We start from the raw sequence: 21558 nt of genomic DNA, 5'->3' as shown, positions 1-21558 counted from the left end.
AGCCGTGGATCGGCACAAGCGTGTCGTACGCGAACTCCTCGACGCGCACGGCCGGACGTACGCGGATGAGGCGGGCATCCGGCTGAAGGACACCCCGCAGCCGCTGTACCGGCTGCTGGTGCTGGCCCATCTGCTCAGTGCCCGCATCCGCGCCTCGGTAGCGCTGGCCACCGCCCGTGCCCTGCACGAGGCGGGGCTGCGCGACCCGCGTCGCATGGCGCAGGCCGACTGGCAGGAGCGGGTGGACGCGCTCGGCCGGGGCGGCTACCGGCGCTACGACGAGCGCACGGCGACCCAGCTGGGCGAAGCGGCCGAGCTGTTGAACGAGCGGTGGGGCGGGGACCTGCGGCGACTTCGCCGGGAGGCGGACGGCAAGGTGTCCGAACTGCGCCATCTGCTCCAGGAGTTCCCCGGGATCGGCCCGGCCGGCGCCGACATCTTCCTTCGCGAGGCACAGGGTGTGTGGCCGGAGGCCGCCCCCTACCTCGACGCCAAGGCCCTCCAGGGCGCCGAGCGGCTGCAGCTGCCGAAGGACCCGGACCGTCTCACCGAACTGGCCGGGCGGACCGACCCGGCCGTCCTCGCCGCGGCGCTGGTGCGGGCGGCGGTGGACAAGGACGTGATCGAGGAGACGCTGCGGCGCACCGGGTGACCGTCCCGGGCCCGGCACTGCCGGGTGACCGTCCCGGGCCCGACACTCACCCCAGCAACCAGCCCCCGTCCACGGTCAGTTCCACCGCGTTGACCGACCGGTTGCGCAGCAGGAAGTCGACCGCGTCCACCACGTCCGCCATCGTGGCCAGCCGCCCGGTGGGCGTCTCGGTGCGCAGCACCTCGAGCACCTTCTCCGGTTTGGCCTGCCAGTACGGGCTGTCGCCGACGACGCCGGGATGCACGACGCTGACCCGGACGGGAGCGAGTTCGACGGCCAGGGAGTTCATCAGGCCCCGCACGCCCGCGTTGACCGTCGCCACCGTCGTCGCCCCCGGGTAGGGGCGTTCCTTGGCCTGTCCGCCGAAGAGCACGATGGCGCTGTCGTCGTGCAGCCGGGTCCGCAGCGTGTGCACGACCTCGGTGTAGCCGACGAGCTTGAGGGTGACCAGCCGCAGGGCGGCGTCGATGTCGTACTCGCTGACCTTGTTGTCGTCCCGGGAGACGCCCGCGAGCACCAGATGGTCGACGCGTCCCACGTCGGCCAGTGCCGCCGCGATCTCCAGTGGTCGCGCCAGGTCGAGGGCGATTCCCCGGGCGCCGAACTCCTTGGCGATCAGGTCGGCGCGGTGGGCGTCGCGGCTGGTCAGGATTACCTCGTCCCCCTGCTCGGCGCGGGCCCGGGCGAACGCGAGGCCGATGCCCGACGTGCCGCCGACGACAAGGACACTGCTCATGACCCCTCCTCAAGCATCTGGCGCAGATAGTCCCAGTCCCTGGTGAACCGGTACGAGTGCCGCGGCGGTGGCTGCGGCGCCTGCGTCTCCAGCCACCGCAGGGGCCCCTGCCCAGCGTTCACGAACCCATGCACACAGCCGGCGCCCGCCCACGCGAGGTCCCCGGGCTCCAGCCGGTACCGCTCGCCGTCGAGGGTGGTCTCGGCCACGCCCTCCAGGATCAGATACGTCTCCTCGAAGGGGTGGTCGTGGGTGCCGATGACGCCGTCGGACGCGTACTGCACCATGAACATCGTCGAGCCGACCGCGCCCAGGTCGCTGTCGACCATCATCTTCACGGTGATGCCGCTGTAGACCAGCAGCGCGGTGCGCATGCTCGCCGTGACGGCCAGCAGGTCCTGGGACTGCTTGCCGGGATCCATCTGGCCGGGCTCGACATGGCCGAAGGAGCGGGTGCGCGGGTCGCGGACGTCGACCCGGACGGGCTCGCGAGCGGGCAGGTCAGGCACCGTCTGGGTGTCGTACCCGTAGCGGGCCCGCGGCACGGGGGCGAGCATGTCCGCCCAGCGGCCGCCGGTGTCCCCGCCGCCGCGCCAGGCGTGCGGGACGCCGATCGGCAGCAGGCCGTAGTCACCCTCCTGCAGCAGGTACGAGCCCTCGGGCACATCGAGGACCACGGCCCCGTCGAGGACGTGGAAGCTCTCCTCGTACGAGTGCACATGGGCGGGCACACGGCCGTCCGGTCGCAGTGCGCACGCGCCGAAGCCGGTGTGCACACTGCCGTCGTCCTCGCCGACCAGCGTCCGCCGCCAAAAGCCCAGGCCGTCGTACGGCGGCTCTGGCGGATCGGCCGCACGGCGCACCAGATGATTCGTCATGCCGTGGCCCTCTCTCCCTTCGGCTCCTTGGCCTCCTTCGCCGCGAGGAGCCGGTCCCGGGCCTGTGTGACGAGCCGCAGCGCGCGCCCGGTGTCGGCGAGCAGCCTGCCGTCGCGCTTGTGGATCACACCCTCGACGAGGACGGTGTCCACGTTGGACACGTCCGCGCACAGGGTCACCGCGGCCGCCGCGTCGTGCACGGGCGCGACGTTCAGCGCGGTGGCGTCGATCGCGACGATGTCCGCGCGCTTGCCGGGGGTCAGGGAGCCGGTACGGTCCTCCAGGCCCGCGACGTGGGCGCCGTTGACGGTGGCGATCTCCAGCATCTGACGTGCTGTCAGCATGGTGCGGGGGACCGGCATGTTGGCCTGCCAGCAGTCGGCGTTGACGCGGGCGCGTTCGGCGCCGAAGGCCGCGCGGATCTGGGTGAACATGTCGCCGGGCACGGTGGTGACGACGTCGATGCTGAGCGACGGCCGCAGACCGTGCTCGATCGCCTGCATCACGGGCGGCCAGCCGTGCCCCATCTGGACCTCCACCTGCGGTGCGATGGACACCGTGCCACCGCTGTCGGCGACCATCCGCCACTCCTCCTCGCTGAGGTAGCAGCAGTGGACGTAAGTGGTGTCCGGGCCCAGGAGCCCCATGCCGTGCAGCTGTTTGACCATGCCGAAGCGGCCGGCCAGCCGCCCCATGGCCACGTGCACGGTGATCGGGATGCCGAGTTCGCGGGCGAGGGCCCACTCGGAGGCGACGACGTCGTTGACGCAGAAACCGGGTCCGCGCGTGGCGAGGGCCATGGTCAGCAGGCCGTCGTCGGACGCGAAGTGCTGGGCGCGGATCCGCCGGACGTCGTCGGCCGGTATCGCGATCTTGCTCTCGAACCAGTAGTCGGCGAGGGAGGTGTTGGCGCTGCCGTACGCGTACCGCGCCCGGATGCCGGACTCCGCCAGGCCCTGGATCGCGGCGTCCGGGTGGTCCGGGGTGTTGTTGATGTGCGACCAGTCGACGAGGGTGGTGATACCGGCGTTGAGGCATTCCAGCGCGCCCGCGAGGTTGGCCGCGTAGACGTCCTCCGGGGTGTACAGGGGCGCGAAGGTGTCGAGGATGTCGACGAAGTAGTCGTCGAGGGTGGCGTCGGGGGCGACGCCCCGGATCGGCGCCTCCCAGGTGTGGCGGTGGGTGTCGACGAAGCCGGGGATCACGATGCGGCCGGTCATGTCGAGCACCTCGGCGTCGGCGCTGATCTCGGGCCGCACGTCCACGATCCTGCCGTCCTCGACGAGGACGTCCCCCTGGGGCAGATCCCCGACGGCGGGGTCCATCGAGATCACGTGACCGGAGCGCAGCAGTGTTCTGGTGGTCATCGCGCTTCCTCCCATGGGGTGTTCGGTGCGTGGACGGGTGGGCAGCTCAATAGGCGGCGAGTTGGCGGACCGCCGTGACGACCTTGTCGACGGTGGGGATGACCTGTTCCTCCAGTGCGTCGGCGAACGGCAGCGGGACGCACTCCGCCGCCACCCGCCGCACGGGCGCGTCCAGCAGGCCGAAGCCCTCGTCGGCGACGATCGAGACGACGGTGGCGCCCCAGCCGCCCTGGTACGGGTTCTCCTCGACGGTGAGGAGCCGCGAGGTCCTGCGCAGTGAGTCGAGGACCGTCGCGGCGTCCAGCGGGACCAGGCAGCGCAGGTCGATCACCTCCGCCTCGATCCCCTCCTCCGCCAGCACGTCGGCGGCCTTCAGCGCCAGGGGCACTGTGGAGGCGAGCGCGACGAGCGTGACGTCGGCGCCCTCGCGTACGACGGCGGCCCGGCCCAGTTCGACGACATGATCAGGCGGTGGCGGTGCTCCCTTGGTGGCCAGGAGGGCCTTGTGCTCGAAGAAGACCACGGGGTCGTCGCTGCGGATCGCCGCGGCCATCATGCCGATGACGTCGGCGGGTGTGGCCGGTGCCGCGATCTTCAGACCGGGGACGGTCAGTGCCCAGTTCTCGGTGGCCTGGGAGTGCTGGGCGCCGAAGCCGAGCCCGCCGCCGTTGGCGGTGCGCACGACCAGGGGCACCGTCACCTGGCCGCCGGTCATGTAGCGGACCTTGGGGATCTCGTTGGCGAGGTAGTCCCAGCAGCAGGCCAGGAAGTCGGAGAACATGATCTCCGCGACGGGCCGCATCCCGGTCATCGCGGCGCCCATCGCCGCGCCCACGATGGCCTGTTCGGATATGGGCGTGTCCCACACCCGCTCGGGCCCGAACTCCGCTCGCAAACCCACGGTCGTCTTGAACACGCCCTCGGCCGCGGCGATGTCCTCCCCGAGGCACACGACCGAGGTGTCCCGGCGCATCTCGCGCGCGATGCCCTCGGCGACCGCCTCCCGGTAGGTGATCACGTCCGCCATGCGGCACCTCCGTCCGCCCACACGTCGGTCAGGGCCTCCCGCGGATCGGGCGGCGGCCCGGCCTTCGCCGCCTCCACGGCCCGCTCCACGACGGCCCGGGCCCGCTCGTCGGCCTCCGCGACCGCCTCCGCCTGGACCCCGAGCTCGGCGAGCCGTCCCCGGGCGAGGTCCAGCGGGTCGTGCTTCAGCCACCGTTCGACCTCCTCGGCCGGGCGGTAGGCCGCCGGGTCGGCGCGGCTGTGCCCGAAGTGCCGGTAGGTCTCGGCCTCCAGTACGGCGGGCCCGTCCCCGGCCCGGGCCCGCCGCGCGAGCCGCGCCACCGCCTCCTCGACGGCCACGACGTCGTTGCCGTCGACGACCTCGCCCGGGATGCCGTGGGCGGGCGCCCGGTCGGCCGCGGGCCGGGCCACCGCCGTGACATCGGCGATCGGCGTGTACTCCATGTACTGGTTGTTCTCGCACACGAAAAGCACCGGCAGCTTCCACACGGCGGCCAGGTTGAGCGACTCGTGGAAGGCGCCGATATTCGTCGCGCCGTCACCGAAGAAGGCCACCGCGAGCTGGTCCGTGCCGCGCAGCCGGGCCGACCAGGCCGCGCCGACGGCCATCGGGAGATGGGAGCCGACGATGGCGTACGAGCCGAGCATGCCCGTGGCCGCCTTGGTCAGGTGCATGGAGCCGCCCTTGGCCTTGCACAGCCCCGTCGCCCGGCTCATCAGCTCGGCGAGGCACTCCTCGGGGGTGGCGCCCCGGGCGAGGGCATGGTGGTGGCCTCTGTAGGTGGCGAACACATAGTCGTCCGGGCGCAGGGCGGCGCTCGCACCCACGGCGATCGCCTCCTGCCCGGCGGCGAGATGCGTGGTGCCCTTCACCAGGCCCTGGAGGAACAGGTCGTGGGCGGCCTTCTCCGTACGGCGGATGACGGCCATCCGCTCGTAGCAGGTGAGGAGTGCGGCGGCGTCCATCAGCCCGCCCCGTCGCCACGAGAGGTGTTGAGATGGGACTGCGCCTCCCGGCGGGTGTTCAGCTCACCGCCCACCGTCCAGTACTTGCGCCCGGCCACCAGCAGCTCCTCGGCGGGGAACTTGGTGATGACCTCGCAACCGTCGGCGGTGACGACGAGCTCCTCCTCGATCCGGGCGGCGGACCAGCCGTCGGCGGCCGGCCAGTAGGTCTCCAGGGCGAAGACCATGCCCTCTTGAAGGACTTCGGGGTGGTCGAGGGAGACCAGGCGGCTGAAGATCGGCTTCTCCCAGATCGACAGGCCGACGCCATGGCCGTACTGGAGGGCGAAGGCGGCGGTCTCGTCGGCGAAGCCGAACTCCTCCGCACGCGGCCACACCCGCACGATGTCGGCGGTGGTCGCGCCGGGCCGGACGAGCGCGATCGCCTGGTCCATGTACTCACGGCAGCGCACATAGGCGTCCCTTTGCGCACCGGAGGCGCTGCCCACGGCGAACGTGCGGTAGTAGCAGGTGCGGTAGCCGAGGTGGCTGTGCAGGATGTCGAAGAAGGCCGGGTCGCCGGGGCGGATGAGGCGGTCGCTGTAGACGTGCGGATGCGGTGAACACCGCTCGCCCGAGATGGCGTTGACGCCCTCGACGTACTCGCTGCCGAGGTCGTACAGGACCTTGGCCACGACGCCGACGCACTCGTTCTCGCGCACGCCCGGGCGCAGATGGCCGTACAGCTCCTCGTAGGCCGCGTCGACCATGGCGCAGGCCTGGGTGAGGAGGGCGATCTCGTCGCCGGTCTTGATCCGGCGGGCCTCCAGGAAGACCTGCTGTCCGTCGACGACGTCGATGCCTGCGGCGCGCAGGGCGGCGAGGACGGGCATCTCGGCGACGTCGACGCCGAGCGGTTCGTTCGCCAGCCCGTGCTCGCGCAGCTCGGTGGCGATCTTGGCGGCCACGTCCTCGGCGATGCCCGCGTCCGGGTGGAAGGCGCCGCGCAGGGTGGAGATGCCGGCGCGGGCGCCGGTGAGCGGGCCGCCCTTGCCGTCGCTGTAGTCGAGCCACGGGTTGTACAGCTGGTGGTGGCGGGCGGCGGAGCCGAAGTCCCAGACGACCGGTTCGCCGCCCTGCACCAGCAGGGCGAAGCGGATCAGCTTGTCCATCGCCCAGGTGCCGATGTGTGTGGCGGTCATGTAGCGGATGTTGGCGAAGTCGAAGCTGAGCACCGCGCCCAGCGCGGAGCGGTTCAGGGACTCGTGCAGCCGGGCCAGGCGCTGTCCGCGCAGCCGGTCCAGGTCGATGCGCTCTTCCCAGTCGACGGCGTTGGGCCCGTATGTGCGGATCGCCATGGCGACCACCCCCACTTCGGAGTGAACGCCCGGGTACTACGGGTGTCAAGTGTCACTGAACATCGCCGGAGACGAACCAGACACCCACAGCGGGTACCTCTCCATCGTTGCGGTAGCGGTGGGGGGTCGTCGACTCGAAGCAGACGGCGTCGCCCGGGCGCACGGTGTACTCGTCGAAACCGAGGGTGAGGATCAGCTCGCCGGACGTCAGATAGCCGTACTCGGTGCCGGGGTGCCGCATCAGTCCTCCGGAGCCGGAGGAGGAGCCGCCGGGCCGGTAGGTCACCAGCAGGAAGTCGACATCCGCGCCCGGCACCCGGCCGAGGCGCTCCCATACGACGCCGGAGTCCAGCTCCAGGGTCTCGCGCTCACCCGCGCCGACCAGCGGGCCGATCCGCCGCCCCGGGTCGGCGGCAAAGGCGGCGAGGGCGGGCAGGACGGTGCCGAGGGCCGCCTGCGGAGTCGCTCCGGCGCTTTCCCGTACGTCGAAGAGGGACTCGACGGAGATGCCCAGGGCCGTCGTGATCGCGTACAGCGTGCTGACGGAGGGCTGGCTCTTGCCGGTCTCGATCTGCGACACGAGGCTCGCCGACACACCGACCTCGCGGGCGAGCGCGCGCAGGCTCGTCCCGCGCTCCAGACGTGCCTGCCGAATACGCGCACCGACGGGCGGCACGACGGCGGGGGACACGGGCGGCTCCTCTCACGAGCGGCGTGTGTGCAGCTACATTGAACAGCCGGTGCGGTGTGCGACGCCATAGACAGTGGCGCCCCACGCCATGGGTCAAGGCCTCAGCCCTTCCCCGCCGGGAACGTCGCCGTCACCTGCCACCCCTCCCCCGCCCTCGGCCCGGCGCGCAGTTCGCCGCCCAGCGCCGTCACGCGCTCCGTCAGGCCGACGAGGCCGAAGCCGCCGCCGTGGGCGGCCTCCGGGAGCTGGGTGCCGCCGTGGCCGTCGTCCGTCACCGTGACTTCCAGCCGGTCGCCGGGGCGGGCCAGCCGGACGGTGACCTCCGTGGCGTCGCCCGCGTGGCGCCGTACGTTGGTCAGCGCCTCCTGCACGACCCGGAAGGCGGCGGCCTGCACCTCGTGCGGCAGGTCGTCGGACACGGCCGGGTCACGGTGCAGGACGGTCCTCTGCACCGGGGTCGCGAAGCCTTCGACCAGGTCCGTGACGGCGGCCAGGTCGCCGACGGGACGGCGGTCGGCGGCCTCCGGGCCGGTGTCGCGCAGCACGCCCACCGTGCGCCGCATGGAGGCCAGCGCCTCGGTCGCGGCGCGCTCGATGCCGGCCAGGACGGGGTCCAGGTCCTGCGGCTGCCGGGCCGCCATCATGCGGGCCATCTGCGTCTGCACGAGGATCCCGGTGACGTGGTGCGCGACGAAGTCGTGCAGGTCGGCGGCGATGGCGACGCGTTCGGCGCGGCGGGTCTCGCTGACGGCGACGGTGCGCCGGTAGTCCAGGGAGCGCAGGTACGCGGCGAGCCCGGCGGTGAGCCCGACCAGGACCAGGCCCAACAGGACGAACACCAGCACCTCCTCCCGCAACGACCGGAAGTACCGCACCGGCAGCAGGAGCAGGGCGACCGCGTCGAGCACTCCGCACACCAGGGCCCACGGCCACGGGCAGTGGCGTACGGCGATGAACAGCAGGCTCAGCAGGACCGCCACCTCGCCCGGCCCGAACGGCACCTCCGCGCGGTCCGCCAGCAGCACGCCCGCCGTGAAGAGCCCGGAGACCACGGCGGGCACGGCGGTGCGCAGCTGCGGGGTGAGCCACCGAGGCCTCCGGCCGACCGGCCACAGCACGGCGGCGAACCCGACGAGCAGCACCGTCACCGACGGCCAGAGGGTGTGGTGGAAGTCGTTCGCGATGAGCAGGTCGTAGACCGAGGCCGCCAGCAGGAAGCCGACGCCGAAGCCCCGGGCGCAGCCCCGGGGAGAGGTGGATCTCATGCGGCTCACGGTAGGCGAGGCACTGAGCGCCGGGATCGGCCGAACGGCCGAGTGGCCTGCGCCCGGACCTGGCCGTTCGGCGGAGACGCGCGCCCGGGTCCGCGGGCGAGGCTGGAGCCACTGCACACACTGACGCCCCTTGCCCCCGCTCTGTCCCAGCCCTGAGGCATGATCGACCCATGACAACCCCCGTACCGCCCGGCCCGGCCGGCGAGCCCGGCGCCGCCGCCCGCCGCGGCGCTCCCATCCGGGTACTCATCGCGGACGACCAGGACATGATCCGCACCGGGTTCCGGTTCTTCCTCGACGCCCAGCCGGACATCACCGTGGTCGCCGAGGCCCGCGACGGCGAGGAGGCCGTGGCGCTGGCCCGCCGCGAGCGGCCGGACGTGTGCCTGCTGGACATCCGGATGCCGAAGCTGGACGGGCTGGAGGCGACCCGGCTGCTGGCCGGACCGGACGTCGCCGACCCGATGCGGGTGGTCGTGGTCACCACCTTCGACCTCGACGAGTACGTGTACGGCGCGCTGCGCGGCGGCGCCTGCGGCTTCCTGCTCAAGGACTCCGGGCCGACGCTCCTCGCCGAGGCCGTCCGGGCCGCCGCCGCGGGCGACTCGCTGGTCTCCCCGTCGGTCACGGTCCGGCTGCTCAAGCACGTCACCGCGCCGACGGCCGCCGACACCGCGCCACGGCCGGCGCCCCCGGCCCCCTCGGCTCCGCTCCAGGAGCCGCTGACCGAGCGCGAGCTGGACGTGGTCCGCCTGGTCGCCCTCGGCCGGACCAACGCCGAGATCGCGGCCGAACTGTACGTCTCCCTCTCCACGGTCAAGACGCACCTGTCCAGCGTCCAGCTCAAGCTGGCCGCCCGGAACAGGGTCGAGATCGCGGCCTGGGCCTGGCAGAACGGGCACGCCCGGGCCGGAGCGTGAGGTGTCCGCGCCGCGGGCGGCGCTCACCCGAACAGTCCGGTGCCGGTGGTGGGCCGTCGGTGCCGGTGGTGCCCTGAGGACACGCGACACGTTCCCAGGAGGCACTCCCGATGACCCGTCGGTACCGGCTCGTCCGCGTTCTCTCCTGTGCCCTGGCGGCAGGCACGCTGCTGACCACCGCCGCCTGCTCGGACGACGGCGGCGAAGACGGTTCGCGCGTGTCGGGCGTCACCGCGTCACAGGCCGCCGGGAAGCGGCAGACCCCTTCTCCCACCGCCACCCTCACCACGGACCGCGCCCGCACCGCGCTGATCACCGAGGCGGACATCGAGGACGACTGGACCCAGGTCAAGGACAAGGAAGCCGAGAACTGGCATGACGGCCTGCTCATCGGCACGGTCGACGTCTCCGACTTCCTCACCGCCAAGGCCCAGGCCGCCGACTGCCAGCGCCTCCTCGACTCCCTCTTCGACGACGATCTGCTGGGCAGGCCGTCCGGAGCGTCCGAGCTGCGCGGCTTCGAGCAGGGCGACTCGCGCATGCTGTACCAGGTCGCCTCCTACGAACGGACCGACCCGCAGGACTCCTTGAACCGGATGGCGAACCTGCCGGAGAAGTGCGACCAGTTCACCGTCACCGACGACGGCGAACAGCGCACCGTCCAGGTCGTCGAGACCACGCTGCCGGGCGTGGGCGACGCCCGTGCGGGCCTGCGCGTGACGGTGCGGGGCAGGACCGGGGGCACGGACGCCACGCTGACCCTGGGCGTCGCCGCCGTACGCGTCGGCGACGACGCGATCACCGTCACCGCGGGCGGGCTCGACGGGGACGAGAACGACTCCGTCGTGCAGGCGGTGCGGCTCGGCACCCAGCGCCTGAAGGACGTACTGGCCGGCAAGACGCCCTCCCCGAACCCCGGCGAGGTCGAGTAGCACGGTCCGCAGCTCTCCCCGCCGCGCGCCGACGGCCCCGCCGGCTCTGCCGATTCCCGGGACAGCGTGATCATCGCAGCGGCACAATGGCGGCGACGGCCGGTACCGGTCGCTCGTGCGAGGAGAGGAAGAGACGTGAGTGAGAGCCACACCCCGACGAGCGGCTCGGCGAGGCTGAACACCGGTGTGGCGCACAACGCGCGCGTGTGGAACTACTGGATCGGCGGCAAGGACAACTACGAGGTCGACCAGCAGGTCGGCGAGCACGTGGCCGGCATGTTCCCGCTCATCCGGGACATCGCCCGGGCGGACCGGGACTTCCTGGGCCGGGCCGTGTCGTTCCTGGCCGGCGAGCGCGGAGTGCGGCAGTTCCTCGACATCGGCACGGGGCTGCCGACGGCGGACAACACCCACGAGATCGCCCAGCGGCTCGCGCCCGACTCACGGATCGTCTACGTCGACAACGACCCGATCGTGCTGGTGCACGCCCGCACCCTGCTGACCGGCACCCGCGACGGCGTCACCGCCTACATCGACGCCGACGTGCACGACCCGGACGCCATCCTCGAACGGGCCGGGCACACCCTCGACTTCACCCGTCCCGTCGCCGTGATGATGCTGGGCATCCTCAACTTCGTCCTGGACACGGACAAGGCCCGGGACATCGTGCGCCGCGTGATGGCCGCGGTCCCCTCCGGCAGCTTCCTGGTCCTGACCCACCCGACGTTCGACGACGAGCTCGGCGGCGCGGGCCAGATCCCGGCCATGAAGTTCTGGAACGAGAACGCCACTCCCCCGATCACCGCCCGCAGCGGCGCGGACATCGCCGCGTTCTTCGAGGGCCTCGAGCTGCTCGAGCCGGGCATGGTGTCGTGCGGGCAGTGGCGTGCCGACGCCGACTCGGCCGTGCTGGTACCGCAGTACGGCGCGGTGGCCGTGAAGCCCTGACGCCGGGCGCCCATCTTCGTCGAGGAGGCCGCATGACGACCCTGGCCGATCCCGTGCCCGGCGGGCGTCCCGGCGACGTCGAGCGGGCCACCGCGCTGAGCGGCGAGCTGTCCGGGCGGGGTGTGCACGGCGTCGTGCTGTCCTATGTCGACACCGCGGGCATCGGCAGGGTGAAGACCGTCCCGACGGCCCGCCTCGCCTCCGCCGCGGCCTGGGGCGTCGGCATGTCCCCGGTGTTCGACACGTTCTTGGCGAACGACTCCATCGTCACCACCGACGTCCTCGGCTCCCCCGACGGCGATCTGCGTCTCTATCCGGACCTCGACCAGCTCGTGGTGCTGGCCGGGCAGCCCGGCTGGGCGTGGGCGCCGGTGGACCGGGTCACGCAGGACGGGGAGCGGCATCCCGGCTGCGCGCGCACGTTCCTGCGCCGCGTCGTCACCGAGGCGGCCGAGCGGCACGGCCTGACGTTCAAGGCCGCCGTGGAGGTCGAGTGGACCGTGGCCCGCGGGGACGCGCCGGGCGACGCGTTCGTGCCCGCGACGACCGGTCCGGCGTACGGGGCCGCGCGGCAGGTCGAGCTCGGTGACTGCACCGCCGACCTGCTGGCGGCGTGCGCGGCCCAGGGCCTCGACGTGGAACAGGTCCATCCCGAGTACGCGGCCGGGCAGTTCGAGATGTCGGTGGGTGCCGTCGACCCGGTGGCGGCGGCCGACCGCAGCGTGCTGGTGCGGCAGACGGTCCGCGCGGTGGCCCAGCGGCACGGGCTGCGCGTCTCGTTCGCCCCGGCCGTCGTGGGGCAGGGCGTCGGCAACGGCGGGCACGTCCATCTCTCCGCCTGGCGCGACGGGGTCAATCTGCACTCCGGCGGCGAGGGCCGGTACGGCATGACGGCCGAGGCGGAGTCGTTCGCGGCCGGCCTCCTCGCCCATCTGCCGGCTCTCACGGCCGTGACCGCGCCGAGCCCCGCCAGCTATCTGCGGCTCAGGCCCTCCCAGTGGGCCGGGGTGTTCACCGCGTGGGGCCGCGAGACCCGGGAGACCGCCCTGCGCGTCGTCACCGGCACCGCGGGCCTGCGCGACCAGGCGGCGAACGTCGAGGTCAAACCCGTCGATCTGGCCGCCAACCCCTACCTCGCGATCGGCTCCCTGATCGCCGCCGGGCTGGACGGTCTGACCTCGTCCGCGGCCCTGCCCGAGGAGACCACCGGGGACCCGGCACGGCTGGGCGAGGCTCAGGCGGCGGCCCGGGGCGTACGGCGGCTGCCGGTCTCGCTGGAGCAGGCTGTCGAGGAGTTCCGCGCGGACGAACCGCTGCGGGCCGCCCTCGGCCCGGTCCTGGCCGACGCGGTGATCGCCGTACGGCGGGGAGAGCTGGCGTCCGTCGCCGGTCTCGACGACGACCAGGTGGCGGCGGCGTACCGGTGGAAGTACTGACGTGGGCGCGGTCCGCGAGGCGCTCGACGCGCTGAGCCTGCTCGACCACCACTGCCACGGCACGGTGGCCGCCGATCTCGGCCGGGAGTCCTTCGAGCCGCTCCTGACGGAGGGCGACGCGTGGCCGGGCGTCTCGCCTTTCGACAGCCCTGTGGGCGTGGCCGTGCGCCGCCACTGCGCTCCCGTGCTGGACCTGCCGCGCCACGCCCCCGTCGAGCAGTACCTGGCCCGGCGCTCGGAGCTCGGCTGGCGTGAGGTGCAGCGGCGCTTCCTGAGCGCCTCGGGCACGGACGTCTTCTGCGTCGACACCGGTTACACCCCTGACCGGCTCACCACCCCGGGCGAGATCGCCGAGGCCGCGGGCGGGTCCGCCTACGAGGTCGTGCGGCTGGAGAGCGTCGCCGAGTCGGTGCGGGCCGCCGGGGTCGAGCCGGACGCCTACGCGGACGCCTTCCACGCGGCGGCGCTGACCGCCGTACGGCGGCCCGGCGTGGTGGGCGTGAAGTCGGTGGCGGCCTACCGCACCGGCTTCGACCTGGACCCGGCCCGCCCCTCGGACGCGGAGGTCACCGGCGCCGCCCGGCACTGGGCGGCCCGCGGCAGCCGCCTGGACGACCCGGTCCTGGTACGGCACCTGCTGTGGACCGCCGTCGACCTCGGCCTGCCGCTCCAGCTGCACACCGGGTTCGGCGACAACGAGATCCGGCTGCACCGGGCCGACCCGGCCCGCCTCACGGACTGGCTGCACCTGACCGCCGGGACGATTCCCGTCCTGCTGCTGCACTGCTGGCCCTACCAGCGGCAGGCCGCGTACCTCGCGGCGGTCTTCGAGCAGGTGTATCTCGATGTCGGCCTCACCCTCCACCACGTCGGCCCCGCCCGGGCCGGTGCGGTCCTGGCGGAGGCCCTGGAGATCACACCGTTCCGCAAACTGCTGTACAGCTCCGACGCCTACGGTGTGCCGGAGTTCTTCCACCTCGGGGCGCTCGCCTTCCGGCAGGGGCTGGCGGGACTGCTCCAGGAGCGGGTGGACGCCGACGAACTCTCCCTGCCGGACGCGCTGCGGATCGCCCGGTGGGCGGGCCGGGACAACGCCCGGCGGGTCTACCGGCTCCCGGACGACTCCGCGGGAGGCGGTTGAACGGCGTGTAGCCGGTCACAGTTCCTCCCGAGCGGCTACCCAGGAAGTTCGAACGGCTGAAAGTATGATCAAGCAATGTCTGACATGACCGAAACCACGCCCGGCTGGCTGTCCTCCGACGAACTGGAGATGGCTCGCGCCCGCATGCCGATCCTGTACGTCGAGGCCGTCCCGGTCCGCGTCGACGACAGCGGCGAAGTCACCAGTGTCGGCCTGCTGCTGCGCATCGGGCCCGACGGGACGGTCAGCCGGACGCTGGTCTCCGGCCGCGTACTGCACCACGAACGCGTCCGCGACGCCCTCCTGCGCCACCTGGAGAAGGACCTCGGCCCGGTAGCGCTGCCCCGCGTCCCGGCGTCGCTCCAGCCGTTCACGGTCGCGGAGTACTTCCCGACGCAGGGCATCACGCCGTACCACGACCCCCGCCAGCACGCGGTCTCCCTCGCCTACATCGTGCCGGTGACGGGCGACTGCCGGCCCCGGCAGGACGCCCTGGACCTGGTGTGGTTCAGCCCGCAGGAGGCCGTCTCGGAGGCGGTGCAGAGCGAGATGCCGGGCGGCCACGGGGTGCTGCTCAAGCAGGCGCTGGCCCATGCGGGCTGCGCGATCTGACCGCCCGGGCGGTCAGATAAGGACCCGCGCGAATGCGGCTGCCGGACATGCCACTGCACGACCCGTTCGTCGTCGCCGACGAACCGACGCGCACCTATCACCTCTACACGTCCAACGACCCCTCCGTGTCGGGCGTGGACGGCACCGGCACGATGGTCTACCGCAGCCACGACCTGCGCGACTGGACGCGCCCCGTCGTGGTGTTCCTGGCCGCCGAGCAAGAGGGCGTCTGGGCGACGGACGGCGCGTGGGCGCCGGAGGTGCACGCCTGGGACGGCAGGTACTACCTCTTCACCACGCTGCACAACGCGGACAGGCCGCTCCCGGCCCCACCGCCCAACCGGTGGGGTGTCCCGTTCCGGACCCCGACCCATATGCGCGGCACTGTCACGGCCGTCTCCGACTCACTGCTCGGCCCGTTCACCGTGCTCGACCCGGCGCGCCCCGTCCCGCCCGAGCACCTCATGACCCTCGACGGCACGCTGTACGTCGACCCCTCCGGGCAGCCCTGGATGGTGTACGCGCACGAGTGGCTCCAGACGATCGACGGAACGATGGAGGCGATCCGGCTGGCCCCCGACCTGGCCCGGACGGTCGGCGACCCTGTCTACCTCTTCAAGGCCTCCGACGCACCCTGGACCGCCGAGCAGATCCCCGCGGGCGTACCGCACCAGTTGCCGCCCTACATCACCGACGGCCCTCAGCTGTACCGCACCCCTGACGGGTCCCTGCTCATGCTGTGGTCGACCTACGAGAAGAACACGGCCGGCCAGGACGGCACGATCAGCGGCGGCTATGTGCAGACGTACGCCGTATCGAGATCCGGGGACATCCGCGGCCCGTGGCAGCAGCACCGGCCGCTGGTCCGCGACGACAGCGGCCACGGCATGCTGTTCCACACCTTCGACGGCCGCCTGATGATGATCCTCCACCGGCCTTTCGAGAACGCCCGCGGGAAGCTGTACGAGATGGAGCTGCGCGGTCACGAACTGGAGGTACTGCGCCGGCGCAGTGACCTGGACGGTGGCGGCTGACCCGGAAACACCAGCGGGCCTGCCGTTTCCGGCAGACCCGCTGTCGTTTCTGTCGGGACGACAGGATTTGAACCTGCGACCCCTTGACCCCCAGTCAAGTGCGCTACCAAGCTGCGCCACGTCCCGTTGCCCGTCTGACCTGGGGATTCCCCCGGCCGAACGTGCAGGGAAACAATACCGCACTCGCGCCGGTGATCGCGCATCCGTTTCCGGGCGTCCGTCGCTTGACCTCAACATTGCTTGAGGTTGCACGCTCGTGCACATGACGAACGCGACGGACATGACACACACGTACGCCGACCTGCCGGGACTCATGGGCCTGATGACCGGCGACGAGAAGCACGGCCCGGCCGCGACGTCCACGCTGGACGTGCTGTGGGTGCTGTACGACCGGGTGCTGCGGGTGAATCCGGAGTGGATGGCCGACCCGGAGCGGGACCGGTTCCTGCTGTCGAAGGGGCACGGGCCGATGGCGTACTACGCCGTGCTGGCCGCCAAGGGCTTCGTGCCGGTGGAGTGGCTGCCCGGCTTCGGCTCGTACGACTCCCCGCTCGGCCATCACCCCGACCGCACGCTCGTGCCGGGGGCCGAGATCGGCAGCGGATCGCTCGGGCACGGGCTGCCGATCGCCGTCGGTACGGCACTGGGGCTGCGCGCCCAGGGGCTCGACGAGCCGCGGGTGTGGGCGCTGATCGGGGACGCCGAGCTGGACGAGGGCAGTAACCACGAGGCGATCGCCTTCGCCGGGCCCGCCGGGCTCGACCGGTTGCACACCGTCGTCGTCGACAACTCCTCCGCGTCGTACGCGCGGCCGGGCGGGATCGCCGCCCGCTTCGAGGCTGCGGGCTGGTCCGCGCTGACCGTCGACGGCCGTGACCACGAGGCACTGTACGCCGCCTTCACCGCACCGCACCCGGGCCGCCCGCACGTGGTCGTGGCCCGGGTCGAGCCGAAGTCCGCCTGACCTCCCTGCCGGAAAGGAATCCGAACTCCATGGACACCATGCGTGACCGTTTCACCCCTGTCGTCTCCCGGCTGCTCGACGAGGATCCCCGCGTCGCCGTGGTCCTCGCCGAGATCGGCAGGGACGGCTTCGCCGAGGCCGCCCGTCGCCATCCCGACCGGGTCGTCAACGTCGGCATCCGGGAGCAGCTCCTGGTCGGGGCGGCGGCGGGGCTGGCGCTGACCGGGCTGCGGCCCGTCGTGCACACCTTCGCCAGCTTTCTCGTCGAGCGGCCCTTCGAGCAGGTCAAGCTGGATCTCGGGCACCAGGACCTGGGCGCGGTGCTGGTGAGTGCCGCCGCGTCCTTCGACTGGCCGGCGGGCGGCTACACCCACATGGCGCCGGGCGACGTGGCGCTGCTCGACACTCTGGACGGCTGGACCGTCCACGTGCCGGGCCACCCGGACGAGGCCGAGACGCTGCTGCGGCACGCGGTCGCCGCGGGCGACGACAAGGTGTACGTGCGGCTGTCCGTGCAGTCCAACGGGCAGGCGCTGCCCGTCGACGGGGAGCGTTTCCGCACGGTCCGCGAGGGGCGCTCCGGTGTCGTGGTCGCCGTCGGGCCGACGCTCGACACGGTGCTCGCCGCCACGGAGGGCCTCGACGTCACGGTCCTGTACGCGACGACCGTCCGCCCCTTCGACGGGGCCGCCCTGCGCCGGGCCACCCGGGCGGCCGGGACGGACGTCGTCCTCGTCGAGCCCTATCTGGCGGGCACCTCGACGGCCGCCGCGAACAGCGCGCTGTCCGAGGTGCCGCACCGGGTGCTGGGGCTGGGCGTGGGCCGTCGCGAGCTGCGGCGGTACGGGCAGGTGGCGGAGCATGTCGCCGCCCACGGCCTGGACGCCCGGTCGCTGCGGGAGCGCATCGGGAGCTTCGTCGGGGCGGCGGCTCCCGCGTGAGACCAGGAGGTCACTCCCCCGCCGCGAGGCCCAGCCGGGGGTGTGCCTCCAGGAGCCGGGTCGGGGCGGCCTGGCGCCAGGAGTCGGCCAGGATGTCCCGCAGCTCGCCCTCGTCCTCCAGCGCGTCGAGCCGGGCCCGCACCCAGGCGAACTGCGCCTCGTGGTCGGCGATCCAGAACTTCCCCGGCTCGGCGAGCACCAGTTCGTCCCGCTCTTCTTTGGGGCAGCGCACGGCGATGGACGTCTCGTCCTCCGGCAGTGTGGCGAACATCTTTCCCGCGACCCGGAACGTGGGCATGCTCCAGGCGATCTTCTCCGTCGTGTCCGGCAGGGACAGAGCGATACGTCGTACGTCTTCGGCATCCGGCATGGCAGGCACGGTATCCGCTGCCACTGACAATCACCTGGTGAGAGTGGTTGCCGGTACGTGCTTGTAGTAGATCGTCGTCGGTCGCAGCTCTCCGTCGGGGCTCGCCGCGTAGTCGGGGATCGCGCCGATCGCGGTCCAGCCGGCGGACCGGTACAGCTGCTCGGCGGGGCTGCCGGTCTCGGTGTCCAGGTGCAGGAGGGTGACGCCGGCCTCGGCGGCAGCGCCCTCCGCCGTGGCCAGGAGCCTGCGTCCGAGGCCACGGCCGCGGGCGTCCCGGTGCACCATGAGCTTGACGAGTTCGGCGCGGTGACGGCTGTTCGGCTTGCCGGGGAAGGCCAGGCTCACGGTGCCCAGCACCCGGTCCCCGTCGTGCGCCGCCCACTCGGCGAGCCGTCCCGCGGCCACCTCGACGGCCCGTTCCTCCCACCAGGCGAGCGCCTCCGCACGGTCGAGCGGGGCGAGGAAGCCGACCGAGGCACCGCCGTTCACGGTGTCGGTCAACAGATCCGCCAACGCCCCGGCGCACCGGAGCAGTTGAGTCTCGTCCAGACGGATCACGGCCGCACCACCGCCAGCAGATACCGCACGCCCTCGGGAGCGGCGCACCGGAACCGGGTCGGGCCCCACACGCGCATGCGCAGGCAGTCGCCGGCGCCGAGGTGGTGTTCGGTGTCCTGCGCGGTCACGTCGAGGGCCCCTTCCAGGACCCAGATGTGCTGCTCAAGGCCGGTGACGGGCGGACGGTCGTAGGCGATGTCGGCGCCGGGCGAGAGCCGGGCCTCGACGAGTTCGCCGCGCAGGGCGGCGTGTGGTGGTGACACGGATCGCCGTACGAAGCCGGAGGCCTGGTCCTGCCAGACGGGCTGGTCGGCGGACCGCAGCACGGGCGCCGGCTCGGCCTCGACCTCGCTGAGCAGTTGGGACATGGTGCGCCCGTAGACGGCGCACAGGCGGTTCAGGAGGGAGGCGGTGGGGCTGATCTCCGCCCGCTCGGCCCGGGACAGGGTGGAGCGGCTCACTCCGCTGCGGTCGGCCAACTCGTCCAGCGAATAGCCGTGTTCGGTCCGCAGCTCGGCCAGGCGGGTGCCCAGCCGAGCGTCGACCGGGTCCGTGTCGTCGCTTCTCATATACGGGACACTATCCCGGATATGAGACGACCCGGTTAACGAGCCCTCACACCTGGGCCGCCGCGCCGAGCGCGTCCAGCACCGGGCGGATCAGCGGATGCTCCTCGGCTCCCCGGCGTACGGCGGCGAAGACCCGCCGGGTGGGCGCCGTGCCGTCGACGGGGCGGACGACCACCCCGGCGAGGTCCATGCCGCGCAGCGCCGAGCGCGGCACGAGGGCGACGCCCGCGTCGGCGGAGGCGAGGGCTACGACCGCGCGGAAGTCGTCCGAGGAGTGCTCCATGCAGGGCTGGAAGCCGGCGTTCTCGCAGGCCAGGACCACCACGTCGTGGCAGGGGTTGCCGGGGTAGGGGCCGATCCACGAGTCCTTGGCCAGTTCGGCGAGCGGGACCTCCGCCGCCCCGGCCAGACGGTGGGCGACCGGGACGACCGCGTCGAAGGGCTCGGCGTACAGCGGCACGTGGGTCAGTCGCGGGTCGTCGGCGGGCGGGGCGCCCCGGTACTCGACGGCGACGGCGACATCGACCTGCCGGTCCAGCACCATCGGCAGGCTGGCATCGCCCTCGGCGTCCTGGACTCGGATGCGGATCCCGGGCGCCGACTCGGCGAGGCGGGCCACCGCGGGCGCGACGACCAGGGCGATGCCGGTCGCGAAGGAGGCGACCGTGACGGTGCCGGCCGCTCCAGAGCTGTAGGCGGCCAGCTCGGCCTCGGCCCGCTCCAGTTGGGCGAGGACCGCGTTGGTGTGGCTCAGCAGGATCTCGCCGGCCGGGGTGAGGCGTACGCCCTTGGCGCCGCGCTCGACGAGCCGGTGCCCGGTCTCCTGCTCCAGCGCGGCGAGCTGCTGGGACACGGCCGACGGGGTCAGGTACAGCGCGGCGGCAGCCGCCGTCACCGTACGGTGGTCGGCCACCGCACGGAGGATGTGGAGCCGCCGCGCCTCGATCATGCGATCGATTCTCTCAGGTCACCGGCGTTCCTCAGCCGGCCAGCTCCGCCCGTGCCGCCACGAAGGCGTCGACCGCGCGATTGACGTCCTGCGTCGAGTGCGCGGCCGACAGCTGGACGCGGATCCGGGCCTGGTCCTGCGGCACGACCGGGTACGAGAAGCCGATCACGTACACACCGCGCTCCAGCAGCAGCTCCGCCATGCGCCCGGCGACCGCCGCGTCCCCGATCATCACCGGGGCGATGGGGTGGTCACCGGGCAGGACGTCGAAGCCCTCCTCGGTCATCCGGCTGCGGAACAGGGCCGTGTTCTCGGTGAGCCGGACGCGCAGGTCGTCCGCCGACTCCAGCAGATCGAGCACCTTCAGGGAGGCCGCCGCGATCACCGGGGCGAGCGTGTTCGAGAACAGGTACGGCCGGGAGCGCTGGCGCAGCAGGGCGACGATCTCGGCGCGGGCCGCGACGTAACCGCCCGAGGCTCCGCCGAGCGCCTTGCCGAGGGTGCCGGTGATGATGTCGACCCGGTCCATGACGCCGTGCAGCTCGGGCGTGCCGCGGCCGCCGGGGCCGACGAAGCCGACGGCGTGCGAGTCGTCGACCATGACCATCGCGTCGTAGCGGTCGGCGAGGTCGCAGATCTCGCGCAGCGGGGCGACGTAGCCGTCCATGGAGAAGACGCCGTCGGTGACGATCAGCCGGCGACGCGCGTCGGCGGCCTCCTTCAGCCGGGCCTCCAGCTCGGCCAGATCACGGTTGGCGTACCGCAGACGGCGGGCCTTGGACAGCCGGATGCCGTCGATGATCGACGCGTGGTTGAGCGCGTCGGAGATGACCGCGTCCTCGGGGCCGAGCAGCGTCTCGAACACGCCGCCGTTGGCGTCGAAGCAGGAGGAGTACAGGATCGTGTCCTCCTGGCCGAGGAACGCCGACAGCCGCGCCTCCAGCTCCTTGTGCACCTCCTGCGTGCCGCAGATGAAGCGGACGGAGGCCATGCCGTAGCCCCAGCGGTCCAGGGCCTCGTGGGCGGCGGCGACGACCTCGGGGTGGTCGGCGAGGCCGAGGTAGTTGTTGGCACAGAAGTTGAGGACCTCGCCGGGGCGGCCGCCCGCGGTGACGCTCACGGTGGCGGACTGCGGGGTGCCGATCACGCGCTCGGGCTTGTGCAGGCCGGCGGCGCGGATCTCGTCGAGGGTGGCGCGCAGGTCGTCGCGCACGGAATCGAACATGAGGGGCTCCTGAAGTGCATTGCGGTCAGGGG

Annotated in this window: 23 protein-coding genes and 1 tRNA gene; 10 read left to right on the top strand and 14 right to left on the bottom strand. The window is 72.5% G+C overall.

Annotated elements, in window-relative coordinates:
• Positions 1–4: 4 nt before the first annotated feature.
• A complete protein-coding gene (locus ACIBNA_RS11115) occupies positions 5–652 on the top strand; it encodes an endonuclease (RefSeq protein ID WP_399164927.1) in 648 nt (215 codons plus the stop codon).
• Between the two features lie 46 nt (positions 653–698).
• On the opposite strand, the gene ACIBNA_RS11110 is transcribed toward ACIBNA_RS11115, so the two are convergent.
• The 8 genes from ACIBNA_RS11110 to ACIBNA_RS11075 all read right to left on the bottom strand — a co-directional run bounded on the left by ACIBNA_RS11110 (position 699) and on the right by ACIBNA_RS11075 (position 8918).
• Positions 699–1388, bottom strand: a complete 690-nt coding sequence (locus tag ACIBNA_RS11110; RefSeq protein WP_399164926.1) for an SDR family oxidoreductase — start codon at positions 1386–1388, stop codon at positions 699–701.
• Entirely contained in the window at positions 1385–2266 is an 882-nt protein-coding gene (locus ACIBNA_RS11105; protein WP_399164925.1) for a cupin domain-containing protein, read from the bottom strand. The genes ACIBNA_RS11110 and ACIBNA_RS11105 overlap by 4 nt, the downstream gene beginning before the upstream one ends.
• Positions 2263–3633 (bottom strand): amidohydrolase family protein, encoded by a 1371-nt coding sequence (locus ACIBNA_RS11100; RefSeq protein ID WP_399164924.1) that lies wholly within the window; start codon positions 3631–3633, stop codon positions 2263–2265. Before ACIBNA_RS11100 ends, ACIBNA_RS11105 begins: the two co-directional genes overlap by 4 nt.
• A gap of 46 nt (positions 3634–3679) precedes the next feature.
• On the bottom strand, positions 3680–4660 hold the full coding sequence (locus tag ACIBNA_RS11095) for an alpha-ketoacid dehydrogenase subunit beta (protein WP_399164923.1): 981 nt from the start codon (positions 4658–4660) through the stop codon (positions 3680–3682).
• Positions 4648–5625 carry a thiamine pyrophosphate-dependent dehydrogenase E1 component subunit alpha gene (locus tag ACIBNA_RS11090; protein WP_399164922.1) on the bottom strand — a complete coding sequence of 326 codons (978 nt, stop codon included), beginning with the start codon at positions 5623–5625 and terminating at the stop codon, positions 4648–4650. The genes ACIBNA_RS11095 and ACIBNA_RS11090 overlap by 13 nt, the downstream gene beginning before the upstream one ends.
• Positions 5625–6962: a M24 family metallopeptidase gene (locus ACIBNA_RS11085; RefSeq protein WP_399164921.1), complete on the bottom strand. Its 1338-nt coding sequence runs from the start codon at positions 6960–6962 to the stop codon at positions 5625–5627. The genes ACIBNA_RS11090 and ACIBNA_RS11085 overlap by 1 nt, the downstream gene beginning before the upstream one ends.
• Positions 6963–7014: 52 nt before the next feature.
• A complete protein-coding gene (locus ACIBNA_RS11080; protein WP_399164920.1) occupies positions 7015–7653 on the bottom strand; it encodes a helix-turn-helix domain-containing protein in 639 nt (212 codons plus the stop codon).
• A 101-nt stretch (positions 7654–7754) separates the two neighbouring features.
• Positions 7755–8918, bottom strand: coding sequence for a sensor histidine kinase (locus ACIBNA_RS11075; RefSeq protein WP_399164919.1), 1164 nt, complete (start codon positions 8916–8918; stop codon positions 7755–7757).
• Between the two features lie 179 nt (positions 8919–9097).
• Between ACIBNA_RS11075 and ACIBNA_RS11070 the strand changes: the two genes are divergently transcribed.
• From ACIBNA_RS11070 to ACIBNA_RS11040, 7 genes are all read left to right on the top strand, one after another.
• The gene (locus ACIBNA_RS11070; protein ID WP_399164918.1) at positions 9098–9847 is read left to right on the top strand and encodes a response regulator; all 750 of its coding nucleotides are present in this window, start codon (positions 9098–9100) and stop codon (positions 9845–9847) included.
• A 110-nt stretch (positions 9848–9957) separates the two neighbouring features.
• Positions 9958–10779: a hypothetical protein gene (locus ACIBNA_RS11065; RefSeq protein ID WP_399164917.1), complete on the top strand. Its 822-nt coding sequence runs from the start codon at positions 9958–9960 to the stop codon at positions 10777–10779.
• 135 nt (positions 10780–10914) lie between these two features.
• Complete coding sequence (locus ACIBNA_RS11060) at positions 10915–11727, top strand: SAM-dependent methyltransferase (RefSeq protein ID WP_399164916.1); 813 nt, start codon at positions 10915–10917, stop codon at positions 11725–11727.
• A 32-nt stretch (positions 11728–11759) separates the two neighbouring features.
• The gene (locus tag ACIBNA_RS11055; protein ID WP_399164915.1) at positions 11760–13163 is read left to right on the top strand and encodes a glutamine synthetase; all 1404 of its coding nucleotides are present in this window, start codon (positions 11760–11762) and stop codon (positions 13161–13163) included.
• A 1-nt stretch (position 13164) separates the two neighbouring features.
• The gene (locus ACIBNA_RS11050; RefSeq protein ID WP_399164914.1) at positions 13165–14304 is read left to right on the top strand and encodes an amidohydrolase family protein; all 1140 of its coding nucleotides are present in this window, start codon (positions 13165–13167) and stop codon (positions 14302–14304) included.
• A 75-nt stretch (positions 14305–14379) separates the two neighbouring features.
• Positions 14380–14916 (top strand): NUDIX hydrolase family protein, encoded by a 537-nt coding sequence (locus tag ACIBNA_RS11045; RefSeq protein WP_399164913.1) that lies wholly within the window; start codon positions 14380–14382, stop codon positions 14914–14916.
• A gap of 32 nt (positions 14917–14948) precedes the next feature.
• Entirely contained in the window at positions 14949–15950 is a 1002-nt protein-coding gene (locus ACIBNA_RS11040; RefSeq protein WP_399164912.1) for a glycoside hydrolase family 43 protein, read from the top strand.
• A gap of 52 nt (positions 15951–16002) precedes the next feature.
• Here ACIBNA_RS11040 and ACIBNA_RS11035 read toward each other — a convergent pair.
• Positions 16003–16076 (bottom strand) — tRNA-Pro (locus ACIBNA_RS11035).
• 136 nt (positions 16077–16212) lie between these two features.
• On the opposite strand from ACIBNA_RS11035, the gene ACIBNA_RS11030 reads away from it, so the two are divergent.
• Positions 16213–16914: a transketolase gene (locus ACIBNA_RS11030; protein ID WP_399164911.1), complete on the top strand. Its 702-nt coding sequence runs from the start codon at positions 16213–16215 to the stop codon at positions 16912–16914.
• Positions 16915–16943: 29 nt separating this feature from the next.
• Complete coding sequence (locus ACIBNA_RS11025; protein WP_399164910.1) at positions 16944–17855, top strand: transketolase family protein; 912 nt, start codon at positions 16944–16946, stop codon at positions 17853–17855.
• A gap of 10 nt (positions 17856–17865) precedes the next feature.
• On the opposite strand, the gene ACIBNA_RS11020 is transcribed toward ACIBNA_RS11025, so the two are convergent.
• The 5 genes from ACIBNA_RS11020 to ACIBNA_RS11000 are packed head-to-tail and all read right to left on the bottom strand — an operon-like array spanning position 17866 to position 21526.
• Positions 17866–18225 carry an MmcQ/YjbR family DNA-binding protein gene (locus tag ACIBNA_RS11020; protein WP_399164909.1) on the bottom strand — a complete coding sequence of 120 codons (360 nt, stop codon included), beginning with the start codon at positions 18223–18225 and terminating at the stop codon, positions 17866–17868.
• 30 nt (positions 18226–18255) lie between these two features.
• Complete coding sequence (locus ACIBNA_RS11015) at positions 18256–18783, bottom strand: GNAT family N-acetyltransferase (RefSeq protein WP_399164908.1); 528 nt, start codon at positions 18781–18783, stop codon at positions 18256–18258.
• On the bottom strand, positions 18780–19352 hold the full coding sequence (locus ACIBNA_RS11010) for a helix-turn-helix domain-containing protein (protein WP_399164907.1): 573 nt from the start codon (positions 19350–19352) through the stop codon (positions 18780–18782). The genes ACIBNA_RS11015 and ACIBNA_RS11010 overlap by 4 nt, the downstream gene beginning before the upstream one ends.
• Before the next feature lie 46 nt (positions 19353–19398).
• Positions 19399–20301: a LysR family transcriptional regulator gene (locus ACIBNA_RS11005; RefSeq protein WP_399164906.1), complete on the bottom strand. Its 903-nt coding sequence runs from the start codon at positions 20299–20301 to the stop codon at positions 19399–19401.
• A gap of 31 nt (positions 20302–20332) precedes the next feature.
• Complete coding sequence (locus ACIBNA_RS11000; protein ID WP_399164905.1) at positions 20333–21526, bottom strand: glycine C-acetyltransferase; 1194 nt, start codon at positions 21524–21526, stop codon at positions 20333–20335.
• Positions 21527–21558: the final 32 nt, after the last annotated feature.

It is taken from the genome of Streptomyces sp. NPDC050164 (assembly GCF_044459945.1).
Lineage (GTDB): Bacteria > Actinomycetota > Actinomycetes > Streptomycetales > Streptomycetaceae > Streptomyces > Streptomyces coeruleorubidus_A.
Note: the sequence above shows the minus strand (reverse complement) of the source record. Positions and strands in the feature narration are given on the sequence as shown.

What these genes read in the sequence shown, in the direction of transcription:
- ACIBNA_RS11005 (WP_399164906.1), bottom strand. Translation starts at nt 20,301, where the DNA reads ATGATCGAGGCGCGGCGGCTCCACATCCTCCGTGCGGTGGCCGACCAC.
- ACIBNA_RS11100 (WP_399164924.1), bottom strand. Translation starts at nt 3,633, where the DNA reads ATGACCACCAGAACACTGCTGCGCTCCGGTCACGTGATCTCGATGGAC.
- ACIBNA_RS11055 (WP_399164915.1), top strand. Translation starts at nt 11,760, where the DNA reads ATGACGACCCTGGCCGATCCCGTGCCCGGCGGGCGTCCCGGCGACGTC.
- ACIBNA_RS11105 (WP_399164925.1), bottom strand. Translation starts at nt 2,266, where the DNA reads ATGACGAATCATCTGGTGCGCCGTGCGGCCGATCCGCCAGAGCCGCCG.
- ACIBNA_RS11030 (WP_399164911.1), top strand. Translation starts at nt 16,213, where the DNA reads ATGACGAACGCGACGGACATGACACACACGTACGCCGACCTGCCGGGA.
- ACIBNA_RS11075 (WP_399164919.1), bottom strand. Translation starts at nt 8,918, where the DNA reads ATGAGATCCACCTCTCCCCGGGGCTGCGCCCGGGGCTTCGGCGTCGGC.
- ACIBNA_RS11070 (WP_399164918.1), top strand. Translation starts at nt 9,098, where the DNA reads ATGACAACCCCCGTACCGCCCGGCCCGGCCGGCGAGCCCGGCGCCGCC.
- ACIBNA_RS11025 (WP_399164910.1), top strand. Translation starts at nt 16,944, where the DNA reads ATGGACACCATGCGTGACCGTTTCACCCCTGTCGTCTCCCGGCTGCTC.
- ACIBNA_RS11110 (WP_399164926.1), bottom strand. Translation starts at nt 1,388, where the DNA reads ATGAGCAGTGTCCTTGTCGTCGGCGGCACGTCGGGCATCGGCCTCGCG.
- ACIBNA_RS11000 (WP_399164905.1), bottom strand. Translation starts at nt 21,526, where the DNA reads ATGTTCGATTCCGTGCGCGACGACCTGCGCGCCACCCTCGACGAGATC.
- ACIBNA_RS11065 (WP_399164917.1), top strand. Translation starts at nt 9,958, where the DNA reads ATGACCCGTCGGTACCGGCTCGTCCGCGTTCTCTCCTGTGCCCTGGCG.
- ACIBNA_RS11040 (WP_399164912.1), top strand. Translation starts at nt 14,949, where the DNA reads ATGCGGCTGCCGGACATGCCACTGCACGACCCGTTCGTCGTCGCCGAC.
- ACIBNA_RS11095 (WP_399164923.1), bottom strand. Translation starts at nt 4,660, where the DNA reads ATGGCGGACGTGATCACCTACCGGGAGGCGGTCGCCGAGGGCATCGCG.
- ACIBNA_RS11090 (WP_399164922.1), bottom strand. Translation starts at nt 5,625, where the DNA reads ATGGACGCCGCCGCACTCCTCACCTGCTACGAGCGGATGGCCGTCATC.
- ACIBNA_RS11020 (WP_399164909.1), bottom strand. Translation starts at nt 18,225, where the DNA reads ATGCCGGATGCCGAAGACGTACGACGTATCGCTCTGTCCCTGCCGGAC.
- ACIBNA_RS11045 (WP_399164913.1), top strand. Translation starts at nt 14,380, where the DNA reads ATGTCTGACATGACCGAAACCACGCCCGGCTGGCTGTCCTCCGACGAA.
- ACIBNA_RS11085 (WP_399164921.1), bottom strand. Translation starts at nt 6,962, where the DNA reads ATGGCGATCCGCACATACGGGCCCAACGCCGTCGACTGGGAAGAGCGC.
- ACIBNA_RS11010 (WP_399164907.1), bottom strand. Translation starts at nt 19,352, where the DNA reads ATGAGAAGCGACGACACGGACCCGGTCGACGCTCGGCTGGGCACCCGC.